The 12,245-nt window shown below is 68.3% G+C and carries 11 protein-coding genes; 5 read left to right on the forward strand and 6 right to left on the reverse strand.

What is annotated here, in order from left to right:
* Positions 1 to 57: 57 nt before the first annotated feature.
* Positions 58 to 672, forward strand: a complete 615-nt coding sequence (locus P1L40_RS17335) for a response regulator (RefSeq protein WP_284008875.1) — start codon at positions 58 to 60, stop codon at positions 670 to 672.
* Between the two features lie 32 nt (positions 673 to 704).
* A complete protein-coding gene (locus P1L40_RS17340) occupies positions 705 to 2,063 on the forward strand; it encodes an NAD(P)/FAD-dependent oxidoreductase (protein WP_284008877.1) in 1,359 nt (452 codons plus the stop codon).
* Positions 2,064 to 2,358: 295 nt separating this feature from the next.
* On the opposite strand, the gene P1L40_RS17345 is transcribed toward P1L40_RS17340, so the two are convergent.
* The 4 genes from P1L40_RS17345 to P1L40_RS17360 form a co-directional block, all read right to left on the reverse strand.
* A complete protein-coding gene (locus tag P1L40_RS17345; RefSeq protein ID WP_284008878.1) occupies positions 2,359 to 3,036 on the reverse strand; it encodes an alpha/beta hydrolase in 678 nt (225 codons plus the stop codon).
* Positions 3,033 to 3,980 carry a VOC family protein gene (locus P1L40_RS17350; protein WP_284008880.1) on the reverse strand — a complete coding sequence of 316 codons (948 nt, stop codon included), beginning with the start codon at positions 3,978 to 3,980 and terminating at the stop codon, positions 3,033 to 3,035. The genes P1L40_RS17345 and P1L40_RS17350 overlap by 4 nt, the downstream gene beginning before the upstream one ends.
* A gap of 131 nt (positions 3,981 to 4,111) precedes the next feature.
* Complete coding sequence (locus tag P1L40_RS17355) at positions 4,112 to 4,390, reverse strand: DUF8106 domain-containing protein (RefSeq protein ID WP_284008882.1); 279 nt, start codon at positions 4,388 to 4,390, stop codon at positions 4,112 to 4,114.
* A gap of 111 nt (positions 4,391 to 4,501) precedes the next feature.
* A complete protein-coding gene (locus P1L40_RS17360) occupies positions 4,502 to 5,767 on the reverse strand; it encodes an MgtC/SapB family protein (RefSeq protein ID WP_284008883.1) in 1,266 nt (421 codons plus the stop codon).
* Positions 5,768 to 5,897: 130 nt separating this feature from the next.
* On the opposite strand from P1L40_RS17360, the gene P1L40_RS17365 reads away from it, so the two are divergent.
* Positions 5,898 to 8,540 carry a PKD domain-containing protein gene (locus P1L40_RS17365; protein ID WP_284008884.1) on the forward strand — a complete coding sequence of 881 codons (2,643 nt, stop codon included), beginning with the start codon at positions 5,898 to 5,900 and terminating at the stop codon, positions 8,538 to 8,540.
* 93 nt (positions 8,541 to 8,633) lie between these two features.
* The gene (locus P1L40_RS17370) at positions 8,634 to 9,950 is read left to right on the forward strand and encodes a glycerate kinase type-2 family protein (protein WP_284008886.1); all 1,317 of its coding nucleotides are present in this window, start codon (positions 8,634 to 8,636) and stop codon (positions 9,948 to 9,950) included.
* A 1-nt stretch (position 9,951) separates the two neighbouring features.
* On the opposite strand, the gene P1L40_RS17375 is transcribed toward P1L40_RS17370, so the two are convergent.
* Positions 9,952 to 10,785, reverse strand: a complete 834-nt coding sequence (locus P1L40_RS17375; RefSeq protein ID WP_284008887.1) for a CPBP family intramembrane glutamic endopeptidase — start codon at positions 10,783 to 10,785, stop codon at positions 9,952 to 9,954.
* Between the two features lie 51 nt (positions 10,786 to 10,836).
* Positions 10,837 to 11,385 carry a DUF1684 domain-containing protein gene (locus P1L40_RS17380; RefSeq protein WP_284008889.1) on the reverse strand — a complete coding sequence of 183 codons (549 nt, stop codon included), beginning with the start codon at positions 11,383 to 11,385 and terminating at the stop codon, positions 10,837 to 10,839.
* 182 nt (positions 11,386 to 11,567) lie between these two features.
* Here P1L40_RS17380 and P1L40_RS17385 point away from each other — a divergent pair, with 182 nt between their 5' ends.
* Positions 11,568 to 12,224: a J domain-containing protein gene (locus tag P1L40_RS17385; protein ID WP_284008890.1), complete on the forward strand. Its 657-nt coding sequence runs from the start codon at positions 11,568 to 11,570 to the stop codon at positions 12,222 to 12,224.
* The last annotated feature ends 21 nt before the right edge of the window (positions 12,225 to 12,245 follow it).

Raw genomic sequence — 12,245 nt, forward strand, 5'->3', positions numbered from 1 at the left:
GAACGATCTCAACAGTGGGGGGAGTATATTTACGTACCAGCTATGTACCGAATACAGATGAGCGACACAGTGGGGCGTGTCATGGTCGCCGACGACGATCCGGATCTCCGTGAGTGCTACCGGCTCTGGCTCGGGGAGTCGTACGACGTGGTCGCCGTGGCCGACGGCGACGCGGTGCTGGAACGGCTCGACGACACGGTAGACGTGCTCCTGCTGGACCGGGAGATGCCGGAAACGAGCGGTAAGACGGTGGCCGCCGAGCTCGCGGCCGGGCCGTACGACCCGGGGGTCCTGATGATCAGCGGCGTCGAGCCGACGGTCGACCTGCTCGATATCCCGGTCGACGAGTACCTCACGAAACCCGTCGGGCGCGACGCGGTACTGCGGTCGATCGAACGTGTCGGCGTCGTCGCACAGGCCCCGTCGGAGGTGCGGGAGCTGTTCGCGCTGGCCTCGCGGGCTGGGACGCTCGATGCCACCGTCGAGCAGGGTCGGCTCGACGAGTGCGAGGAGTACGCGCGGCTCCTCTCCCGACTACGGGCACAGCGCTCGGCCATCGACGACGCGCTCGATCGGACGACCAGTACCGAGGGCTGGCGGACGGCCGTGGAGGCTGCCCTGGAGCGATCGGACGTGGATGTCGCCGTGCCCTCCGTCGGCGCGAGGCAGTAGGTTTTAGCCGTCCGGGTGGCACCGTAGTCCGTATGGAACACGTAGATGTCGCTATCGTCGGGGGTGGGCCTGCCGGCTCCTCGGCGGCAGCGGCCGCCGCCGACCACGGCGCGGACGCGGTGGTCCTGGAGAAGGGGGTTCCCAGGGCCGACCGCGACCGGACGGGGCCGGACTCGACGGACGCGGCGGGGCTGTTGGACTACTGGATCGACCTCATGGACTTCGCCCCCGACGAACTCCCCGACCACGTCGTGCTCAGCGAACTCGACGGGGCGAAGTTCTACGGCCCGAACAACGAACTCGTGATGACGGAGACGGGGATCGACGCGAGCTACGACGGTTTCGGCCTCACGTTCCACCGTGCCCGGTTCGACGACTGGCTCCGCGAGCGGGCCACTGCGGCCGGCGCCGACTACCGCGTCGGCGTCAGCGTCCGCGAGGTCGAGACCGACCTCGGCGGGCGTCCCCGACACACCGTCCGGCTGGCCGACGGCGACGACCTGACCGCCGACTACGTCGTCCTCGCGGACGGCCCACAGCGGACGGTCACGGGCGGCACGCTCGATCAGTTCCTTCCGCCCGACCAGCGGCTGAGCGACGTGCTCCCGTCGACGAAAGCGAACCACATCGCGTACCAGGAACACCGCCGGATGCCCGAGGAGCTGTTCGACCCCGACCACATCGAGTTCTGGTGGGGGATCATGCCCGGCCACACCGCCTACCCCTGGATCTTCCCGAACGACCCGCCGGTCGCTCGGATCGGACTGACCATGCCGATCGGGCTCGACATCGCGGACTACGACGTGGCCGAGTGGGACCTCCTCGACGAGAGCGACGAGGGCATCCCCCGGGGCAACGAGTACGTCCGCCGACTGCTCCGCCGGCAGTTCCCCAGCTACGATATCGAGGACTTCCCGCTGGTCGAGGATCGGGGCAAGTCCGGCGGCACCGAGACCTATCCCATCTCATCGACGCGGCCGATCGAGTCGCCGGTCGGCGCCGGGATCGCCGTCACCGGCGGCGCGATGGGCGGGACCTCGGCCTTCCACGAGGGCGGGGACCACGTCGCCGTCCGGACCGGCAAGATCGCCGGTCGACTCGCCGCACAGGACAGCCTCGAACGGTACAACGACGAGTGGGAGGCCGCGCTGGGCGAGGAGGTGCGCCGGAACGTCACCTTCGCCGATCTCGTGCGTGACTGGGGACCAGGCGACTGGGACCGCGCGTTCGGGACGGCGAGCGCGCTGCAGGACGTTCGGGGGATCAAGGCCGACGCCGCCCTCCGCGGGGGACTCCACGGCGTCGAACTGGTCGCCCGCTACAAGTGGGGGAAGTTCGGCTACCGGGGCAACCGCTACGTCCAGTTACGCGAGGACGACTACGCGATCTGAGGGCGAACGCTTAGGTACGCCTGCCCGCTAGGGAGAGTGCGCGCCTTCAATCCCCGTCGGAGGCCCGTCTTCGGGACGATGAAGGTCCGGAGAACCCGGGCGCGCGACATTGCGGTCCGCCGACACCGTCGGCACACCGAGGCGTTCACAGCGTCTCCCGCGCTCGCGGCTACCGCCGCTCGCGCACCCGGTCGTCTGAACGACGACCCGCCCGGCACGAGGGTTTGCCAGCCGACCTGGCACACGGCCCAGGATGACGCTGGACGTTAGTGTTCCGGGCGACATTTCACGGACACTACCCAGAACCGGACGGAACGAGTTGTTCGACGAGCGTATCGATCCGCCGAATCTCGTCGTCGTTGATCTCGTGACCCAGCCCCTCGTAGCGGCTGCTGTCGACGCGACCACCCAGCCGTTCGAACACGCGAACGGTCCGCCGAACCTGTTCCGGTGTGACGGCCGGGTCGTCGGCGCCGTAGCCGAGAAACACCGGTGTTCCCTCGATCGAGCCTTCCGACCCACGTGTCGTCTCCTCTCCGGGCAGACTCCCGGACAAAACGACGAGTCCGCCGTACCGACGGGGGGTTCGGACGACGAACTCGCTCGCGAGACAGCCGCCCTGTGAGAACCCCAGGAGGAGCGTCCGGTCGGCGGGGACACCGGCGCTCGCGGCCGTCGCTATCGCGGTCGACACGTGCTCGACTGCGGAGGACAGCCACGGCTCGTTCTCCTCGACCGGTGCCGTGGCCGAGCGAGGATACCACGAACTGTGGGCTGCCTCCGGGGCGAGATACATCACGCCGTGGTGGAGAAACTCGTCGATGAGCGTGAGCATGCTCCGTGCGTTCGACCCGCGGCCGTGGAGCAGTATCACGGCCGCCTGGGCCGCTTGGGGTGGTGCGCCGGCCGTCGATATCGGTCGGTCGCCGTGTGGGTCCGCCGGGGTACTGTCTGATCGCGGCTCCCGTGTCATCGAGTCGTCCCCGAAGGGGGCCCGAGTTCGAGCGGCGGGAGCTGGCTCTCGATCATCTCGCGGTCCTCCTGCAGCCACGGCGGGAGAAACAGCGATCGATCGCCGGCGTCGGCGTCGTCGCTCGCCCCGGATTCCGAGGTGTCGGTCGCGAGTTCGAACAGGATACCGCCGGAATCACGGACGTACAGCGAGTGAAAGAAGTGGCGGTCTTTCACCCGTGACACGTCGTAGCCCCGCTCCCGGAAGAGGCTGTGCCACTCGTACAGTTGTTCCTCGTCGGGGACGCGGACCGCGACGTGGTGGAACGATCCGGCGCCTTCCCGGGCGAACTCGGCGTCCTGGTCGAGCAGGTCGACGACGGTCGCACGGGTCCCATCGGTCTCGTAGCGGACGCGGTCGCCCGCCTGCGTGACCAGTTCGAACCCCAGCGTCTCCAGGACGCTCGCCGTCACGTACACGTCGGTCGAGCGCAGCGTCACGCCGTGGATGCCACGGATCGCGTGTCGCGTCGGGACCGGTCCGTCCGCCCACGGGGATACGTCTGATTCGCCGGTGACGAGTTCGAGTCGCGTCCCGTCGGGGTCGCTAAAGCGGAGCGCCCGTCCGTCGAAGCGGTCGACCGGTCCCTGGACTGTGACGCCGTGGTCCGCGAGTCGGTCCCGCCAGTACGACACCGACTCCGGCGGGATCACCATGGCGGTGGCACTGATCTCCGGTTTTCCGGGACGGCCGTCGTCTTCGGCCGGATACGGGAAGAACGTCAACACCGTCCCGGGCGTACCCGTCCGGTCACCGTAGAAGAGGTGCCGTGTGAACTTGTCGTTGAAGTTCACGGTCTGCCTGACGAGGGACAGCCCGAGAACGTCTCTGTAGAAGTCGACGTTCGCCTGCCCGTCGCGGACGATTCCCGTGACGTGGTGGATCCCTGGTGTGTCCGAGAGCATGTGTGTCGGTCGTGTCCGCCATCGTGACGACGAGAACCGGGGGCACAGCGGTTGCACGAACGCACTCCCCCCGGCTCGGGCTCGTGTTGCGATGGGGGCCCAATCGGCATAAACTCCCGGTGGAAGTGTCCCTATCCGCGAACGGATAGCCGCTCGACGGACTGCTGGAGGTGCGAGACGCTGGCACGCCAGAGCGCGAACCCGGAGCGGACCTGGTCTCGGCCGCGGTCCCACGTGTCCGCGGGCGTCTCCGTCGCACGCCGGGCGACGAGCGCGAAACAGCTGGGGCACCGCTTGTGCTGCTGGTCCGAGAGCGTATACTCCAGCCACCCCATCGGGGCGGGACTCTCGTATCCACAGTCGGGACAGAACAGCGTCGACTTCTGTCGCGGTGCGTCTGGCTGGCTCATACTCGGTGCCAACAGGTACCCGTGTAAAGCCCTTCTGGCTCGTCCGACTAGTCACTGTTCGACCATTAATATCGATTAATTCACCTGATGTTTCCGTGACTGACACACGAGCTACGATAGTAGGACGACCGCGGTCGCGGCCGTACCGGCGGCGACAACCGCCACGCTCCACAGCGCGACCCGACCGACGAACTGGCGGTCCCGTGTCGTCAGCGTCAACCCCGCTTTGACGACGATGCTCGTGACCGTCGCCAACAGGACGCCGACCGTCGCCGTCGTCTGGTCCAGTGTCCCGGCCCGGTAGAGGAGGACCGCAGATGTCGTCGCAGAGGCACTGGAGACCAGTCCCGAGAGCGCCGCAGTCACGTAGAAGCCGACCGCGCCGAACTCGGCGTTCCCGACAGCACCGGCGAGGACGACGACGAGAAACGCGGCCCCGAAGCCGAGGGCGTACCGGAGCGAGAACGGCGTCTGTAACTCGACTTCGAACTCCTCGCTCCAGTCGGCGGTGGCCGCCGCGATGGCGACACACGCGAGGACGACGACCAGGACTGGGACGACGACGCCGACGAGCAGGTCCGGAACCGTGAACGCGATGACGATAGCCAGGTTTCGAACCGCCATCGCGGCGTCGGCCAGCAGGATCGCGGCGATCCCGTAGCTGCTGGTCGACGGGCGCTGTTTGACGTGGTCGACGACCGTTCCGACGACGGCCGTCGAGGAGGCCAGCCCGCCGAAGAACCCGGTGATCGCGATCCCGCGACCGCCGTACAGGGTGACGATGGTGTAGTTGACCATCCCGATGCCGGCGACGAACACGACCATCAGCCAGACGATCCGCGGCTCGAAGCCGAGGCTGAACCCGGCCAGACGGATCGTCGCCTCGGTCGGCAGGAGGGGGTAGACGACGAACGCGAGGATGGCGAACTCGGTCGCCGACCGGAGTTCCTCACGGGAGAGCCCCCAGGCGAAGGTGTGGAGCTCTCGCTTGAGCACCAGCAACAGCGTCGAGATGACCGCCACCGCGACGCCTTCGAGGAGGAACCCGCCGGCGACCAGGCCGCCGACGCCGTAGGCGACCAACAGCGAGGCCGAAGTCGTCAGGGAGAGCCCCCGGTCGGTGAGGAGGCCTTTCGTGGCGATGAGGACTCCCTGCACGACGACGAACACGCCACCGACGGCGAGCAGCAGATCGCTCTCCAGATAGACGAACACCGCGCCGAGCAGGCTCGCGAGCGAGAACGTCCGGATTCCGGCCGGTTTCTCCGACCACTCCCGTTCTAGCCCCAGGAACATCCCCAGCGCGGTCGCCACCGCCAACTGGACGACCGTGTCGTCGAACGGCGCAGCGGCCAACACCCCGCCCGCTCCTGTCATCCGTTCAGTGTTTTTCGGAGGCCCCTATAGTTCATGTGGCAGTTCGGCGGTCTGCGGTGGTATCCGCCTCAGTCTCAACATTGGTACTGGGGCCAGGGAGTTCATATCGCCGGCCGTGATATCGTGTCTCATGTCGAGAGGCTTCTCCGTCGTGGCAGTCGTTTGCCTGGCCGTGCTCGTGGCCGTCACACCGGCACAGGCAACCGGTTTAGAGGCGGCGGACCCGCAGGATACGAACGACCGGAAACCCGGCGCTGCGGTGGCAGCGGCCACGGAACCGGGGACCGAAGCGACGACCCAGGCCACAGAGCGTGTCCGTGTCGTGGTCGAGTTCACCAGCGACGCCGCACGGGCCGAGGCGTCGCTTCGTGAGACACATCCCCGGATCGACGTGCAGGGCGGGACCGAGGTCCAGTTCATGCCGGTCCTGTACGCGAACGTTCCCCGCTCGGTGCTGCCCGAACTGCGGGCGCGCCCGGATGTCGAGTCCGTCGTCGTCGATACCGTGGTCACGACCCCCGAGCCCGTCACCGCCGCGAGTACGGCCGGCGATCCCACCGGAGGGACTCGGAGCCAGTCGACGCCGTGGGGGATCGACCGCGTCGGCGCGCCCGACGCCCAGCAGCAAGTCGACGACAGCGCCGTCTCGGCGGTCGACGTGGCCGTCCTCGACACCGGAATCGACTACCAGCATCCCGACCTCGACGACAACGTGGTCTGGGGGGCGAACTTCTCCGAGGGGGCGAGCGACCGGACGCTCGCGAGCGCGGACGACAACGACGGTCACGGGACCCACGCGGCCGGCATCGTGGCCGCCGAGGACAACAACCGGGGCGTCGTCGGCGTCGCGCCCACCGCCGACCTCTACGCGATCAAGGTGTTGAACTCGACCGGCGTGGGCTACTACAGTTGGTGGGTCAGCGGGATCGACGCGGCGCTGAAAGGCCCCGACGGGACGATGGGGACCGACGACGACGCCGATGTCCTCTCGATGAGTCTCGGCGGCGCCAGCGACGCCAGCAACCTCCGGAACGCGATCGCGGACGCCAGCGACCGGGCGGTTATCGTCGCCTCCGCCGGCAACAGCGGCGACGGGGACCCCGCGACCAACGAAGTGGGGTATCCGGCGAAATACAGCGGCGCGATCGCCGTCGCGGCGACGGACCGCAACGACCAGACCACCACGTTCAGCGCCGAAGGGAGCGAGATCGAACTCGCCGCGCCCGGATCGGGACAGGACACCACCGGTATCGGCGGTGGGACCGTTTACTTCGGCGGAACGTCCGCAGCGGCGCCCCACGTGGCGGGCGCCGCGGCGCTGGTCATCGCCCAGGATCTCGAAGACGGTTCGAGGGACCTCTCGGAGTCGGCCGTCCGGCAGCGATTGCAGGACACGGCCCTCGATATCGAGGCGTCGGGACGGGACAACGAAGCCGGCTACGGACTCGTGCAGGCCGACCGAGCGCTGTCGGTCGGTAACTCCCCGCCGACGGCGGACGCCGGGTCGGACATCTCGGTGACCGGCGGGTCGTCGGTGACGCTGGACGCGACGGGCTCGACCGACCCCGACGGTGAGAGCCTCATCTACAGCTGGAGTCAGACCGGCGGGACAGCGGTTTCACTCGGCAGTCCGAACACGGCGACGCCGACGTTCACGGCCCCGAGTGTCAACAGCCAGACCACGCTGACGTTCGAAGTGACGGTTACGGACGGTAACGGCGGCTGGGGGACGGATACGGTGGCTGTCACGGTATCGCCGTCGAATTCCGTGCCGACCGCGGACGCCGGGTCGGATGTGTCGGTAAACGGCGGCGCACCGGTAACGCTGGACGCGACGGGCTCGACCGATCCGGACGGGGACGTGCTGTCGTACTTCTGGACACAGACCGGCGGCACAGCAGTTTCGCTGGGCAGTTCGAACACGGCGACACCGACGTTTACCGCCCCCGGAGTCAACAGTCAGACGACGTTGACGTTCGAGGTGTCGGTGACCGACCCGAGCGGGGCGTCGGATACCGATACGGTCGCCGTGACCGTCTCGCCGTCCAACAACGCGCCGACGGCGGACGCCGGGTCGGACATCTCGGTGACCGGCGGGTCGTCGGTGACGCTGGACGCGACGGGCTCGACAGATCCCGACGGTGAGAGCCTCATCTACAGCTGGAGTCAGACCGGCGGGACAGCGGTTTCACTCGGCAGTCCGAACACGGCGACGCCGACGTTTACAGCTCCGAGTGTCAACAGCCAGACCACGCTGACGTTCGAACTGACCGTCACAGACGCCAACGGTGGCTGGGGAACGGATACCGTGGCCGTGACCGTCTCGCCGTCGAACACCGCGCCGACTGCTGACGCCGGGTCGAACATGTCAGTGACTGTCGGATCGTCGGTGACGCTCGATGGCTCTCAGTCGACCGATCCGGACGGGGACGCGCTGTCTTACACCTGGAGTCAGACCGGCGGGACAGCGGTGGTGCTGACGGGACCGACGACCGCACAGCCGACGTTCACGGCCCCGAGTGTCAGCAGTCCGACGACGCTCGACTTCGAACTCGTGGTTCGGGACGCCTCGGCGTCGAGCACCGATACGGTGGCCGTCACGGTCCAGCCGTCACAGTCCGCGAGCAGCCGGTTCGATATCGATAGCGACGGGACGGTCGACAGAGGCGACGTGCTGGACGTGATCGCCGCGTACAACACCGGATCGACCGTCGGCGGGAGCCCGGTCGACGGGGACGACGTGATGCGGGCGATCGTGGAACTGAACACCTGACGGCCCGGCCCTGACTCGAACACACGATCGACTGTGGCGACGACCGCGGCCACGGTGTCCAACGCTCTTGTACTCCCGCGGTGTACTGGCGGTATGATCCGCGACCGGGAACGCGCCACGGAGGACCCTGCGGTCACCGTCGCGCTCGACTGTATCGAGGCCGGAATCGAGCGCGCTCGGCCCGAAACCGTCGTCCCCGCCGTCGTCGCCCGCGACGGGCAGACGATCACGGTCGCCGGCGAGCAGTTCGACCGACGGGCGTACGACGAACTCGTCGTCCTGGGCGGGGGCAACGCCGCCGGTCACGTCGCGGCAGCGCTCGAACGGGAGCTCGGCGCGGCGCTTGACGGCGGTGTCGTCGTGACGGATTCGCCGGTCGATCTCGACCGGGTTCGCGTGCTGCCCGCGGACCACCCGCTGCCCAGCGAACGCGGCGTCGAGTCGACACGGGAACTGCTGGCGGCGGCCGACGACTGCGGCGAGCGGACGCTCGTCATCGCGGTGGTGACCGGGGGCGGCAGCGCCTGTCTGGCCGCGCCCGACGGCGTCTCCCTGGCCGACCTTCGGTCGACGACGAGGACGCTGCTGGACGGTGGTGTCCCGATCGAGTCGGTCAACGCCGTCCGCAAGCATCTCTCGGCGGTCAAGGGCGGACAGTTGGCGCGTCGGCTCGCACCCGCCCGCGTCTGTGGACTGGTCCTGAGCGATGTCGTCGGCGACGATCTGTCCGTGATCGCCAGCGGGCCGCTGACGCCCGATCCGTCGACGTTCCGGGACGCGCTGGACGTGGTCGACGGAGTCGACGGCGCGGTTCCCGACAGTGTTCGCCGGCGGCTCACACGCGGTGTCGAGGGGGCCGTGCCCGAGACGCCCGATGCCGGCGATCCCGTGTTCGATCAGGTCACGACACACGTCGTCGCCAACAACATGACGGCCCTCCGGGCGGCGAGCGAGCGGGCGGCCGAGGCCGGCTACGAACCGCTGATCCTCTCCTCGCGGGTCCGGGGCGAGGCACGAACCGCCGCCGGCACGCACGCGGCGATCGCTGCGGAGATTCGCGCGACCGGGACGCCGGTCGAACCTCCGGCAGTGGTGCTCTCGGGCGGCGAGACGACGGTCACGGTCTCCGGAGACGGACAGGGCGGGCCGAACCAGGAGTTCGTCCTCGGCGGGCTGGCGGACCTGCCCGCCGACAGCGTCCTCGCGGCGGTCGACACCGACGGGATCGACGGGGCGACGGACGCTGCCGGGGCTGTCGTCGACGGCGGAAACCGGCCCGGAGAGGCGGCGGTACGCGACGCGCTCGACCGTAGCGACGCCTACGGACTGCTGGCCGACCATGACGCGCTCGTCGAGACCGGCCCGACCGGGACGAACGTCAACGACCTCCGAGTGGTGGTCGTCCGCTGACTCACAGCGCCAGCAGCGCGCTCTGGGCGGCCTGGTCGGCGTAGACGACCGAGACGTAGAGGCCGGTAAACAGCGTCGCGTTGTAGAAGCCGTGGATCAGCGAGGGGACCACGATGTTGTCGGTGTACTCGTAGCTGACGCCGAAGACAAGCGCGGGGAGGACGAGCAGGCTCACGACGAAGAGGTTCCCCGTCGTCGAGCCCCCCGAGAGCGCGAACCAGTGGAGGCCGGCGAAAGCGATGCTCGGGACGAGGATTCCGACGACGGGGTTGAACACCGTTCGGATCCGGCCCTGGACGACGCCGCGGAACAGCAGTTCCTCGCCGGGGCCGACGAGCAACAGCGAGGCGGGGATCAACAGGAGGATGATCTCCGGGTTCTCCATGCCGACCTGGGCTGCGGAGTTGGTCCCGGTGTCGACCGCCAGTTGCGAGGCCAGCAGCGACCCGCCGATGGCGGCGCCGAGCGCGAGGAAATAGCCCACGATGACCACGGCGGCGTCTCTGAGCGAGGGGATCGAGGCGGGGATGTCGAACTCGACGAAGGGGCCGTCGATACCCAGGAGTTCGCGGATCGCCGGCGCGATTCGGGGTCTGAACTCGACGTACGCCAGTGCGACACCGGCACACCCGACCCCCTGGACGAAGACGAGACCGAGGACGAGGAGGTGGGTCGTCGTCAGGTCGATTCCCGCCCCGAACTGGAGGACGACGAACGCCAGGAGCGTCAGGGCCGTCCCGAAGAGGAGACCGCCCGCGCCCATCCCCAGCGCCGAGACGACCGCGACGACCGTCTGGAGGGGAGACTGTTGGTGCTGATCGACTGCACGTGCCATGACACCGGAGTGTAGTGGTGTGGGACTGATAACAGTTCGTTTACGGGACTGCTACCGGGACCGCTCGCCGGCTTCGACGGCGACTTCCAGCCAGTTCTCCTCCGGCGGGAGCGGGCAGGAGAACGTCTCGCTGTACGCACAGAACGGCGCGTACGCCAGGTTGAAATCCAGCGGGATCTCCTGGCCGTCGGTCAGCGCGCCGTCGAGTTCGAGTTCGATGTACCGACCGTTCCCGTAGGTCTGCTGTCCGGTGGTCTTGTCGCGGAAGGGGACGAAAAGCGTCGCTGCCTCCTCGTCGGGCTGTCGATAGCCGGCCAGTTCGCAGTCGGTGCCGTCGATGGCGAACGAGAGTGTGGCGACCCGCTCGTACCGAACCGGCGGCCCGTCGGTCGTCTCCAGATCGAGGGTCTCCGGCGCCTCGTGGACGGTCACCGTCGCGGTGACACGGTACGCCGGGTCCGGGTCGAAGTACGCCAGACCGTCGAACCCGTCGCGCTCTGCTGGCGGGATCGGTGACTGGCGGTGCTCGGCGAAAAACCGGTCCTTCTCGGCGCGGTTCGCACGGAGTTGCTCGGCCCAGCCGTCGGGACTGTCGCTCATACCCGTGGTTGGTCGGGCGACCGTTTGAGTCCGGCGACTCCGGTCGGTGCTGGTCCGACGTTCGTCCCGGCTCGTGTGGTCGAAGAAACTCGAAACAACTGGAGAGTCGTGTTCTCGTCGTGAAACAGCCCGTACAGTTATGTGATCGGCCACAAGCTATTTATGTGGAAAGAATGGGCCAGGTGGACACATTCTACAGCGCACTCGGAGTCACCCCCGACGACGACACGGAGCGGATCCGCCAGGCGTATCGGGAACAGGTCAAGCGACACCACCCCGACGTGAGCGACGCCGCTGACGCGTCCGAGCGGTTCACGCGGCTCACGACGGCCAAGGAAGTCCTCACAGACGCCGACGAGCGGGCGCGGTACGACCGACTGGGCCACGAGACGTACCTCCGGCGCAGTTCGAACCTCGCCGGCTGGAACGCGACCGCGGGAGCCACGACCGAACCCGGCACCGTCAGTGCGGCCGCAAGCGAGGCCGCCAATGAGCAGGTCGACAGGCGGGGACCGGCCGCACGGACCGCGACACCGGATCAGCAGACGCGCGGGGGGACGACGGCCTACGGGACCGCAGCGAGCTACTACACGCCGGGACAGCGGGTCGGGACGGCGCAGTCGACCGGTGTCGGTGCCGTCCTCGGGAGCCTCAGCAAACTCGACACCGCCGTGGTGCTCCACGCGTTGTTGCTCGTCAGTTCGATCGTCGTCGCGTCGGTGTTCCTGGTCGCCGGCGCCGTCGGTGTGATCTCGACGTTCGTCGGCGCCGTCCTCGGCGTCTCGATGGTCGGGATCACCGTGTTCGTCTCCGCACTCCTCGTCGCCGCGAACGTGTAGCGCCGCCGCGAAGGGAAACCC

This window comes from Haloarcula pelagica (genome assembly GCF_030127105.1).
GTDB classification, from domain to species: Archaea; Halobacteriota; Halobacteria; order Halobacteriales; family Haloarculaceae; genus Haloarcula; species Haloarcula pelagica.

What these genes read in the sequence shown, in the direction of transcription:
- P1L40_RS17360 (WP_284008883.1), bottom strand. Translation starts at nt 5,767, where the DNA reads ATGACAGGAGCGGGCGGGGTGTTGGCCGCTGCGCCGTTCGACGACACG.
- P1L40_RS17380 (WP_284008889.1), bottom strand. Translation starts at nt 11,385, where the DNA reads ATGAGCGACAGTCCCGACGGCTGGGCCGAGCAACTCCGTGCGAACCGC.
- P1L40_RS17350 (WP_284008880.1), bottom strand. Translation starts at nt 3,980, where the DNA reads ATGCTCTCGGACACACCAGGGATCCACCACGTCACGGGAATCGTCCGC.
- P1L40_RS17355 (WP_284008882.1), bottom strand. Translation starts at nt 4,390, where the DNA reads ATGAGCCAGCCAGACGCACCGCGACAGAAGTCGACGCTGTTCTGTCCC.
- P1L40_RS17335 (WP_284008875.1), top strand. Translation starts at nt 58, where the DNA reads ATGAGCGACACAGTGGGGCGTGTCATGGTCGCCGACGACGATCCGGAT.
- P1L40_RS17345 (WP_284008878.1), bottom strand. Translation starts at nt 3,036, where the DNA reads ATGACACGGGAGCCGCGATCAGACAGTACCCCGGCGGACCCACACGGC.
- P1L40_RS17365 (WP_284008884.1), top strand. Translation starts at nt 5,898, where the DNA reads ATGTCGAGAGGCTTCTCCGTCGTGGCAGTCGTTTGCCTGGCCGTGCTC.
- P1L40_RS17340 (WP_284008877.1), top strand. Translation starts at nt 705, where the DNA reads ATGGAACACGTAGATGTCGCTATCGTCGGGGGTGGGCCTGCCGGCTCC.
- P1L40_RS17370 (WP_284008886.1), top strand. Translation starts at nt 8,634, where the DNA reads ATGATCCGCGACCGGGAACGCGCCACGGAGGACCCTGCGGTCACCGTC.
- P1L40_RS17375 (WP_284008887.1), bottom strand. Translation starts at nt 10,785, where the DNA reads ATGGCACGTGCAGTCGATCAGCACCAACAGTCTCCCCTCCAGACGGTC.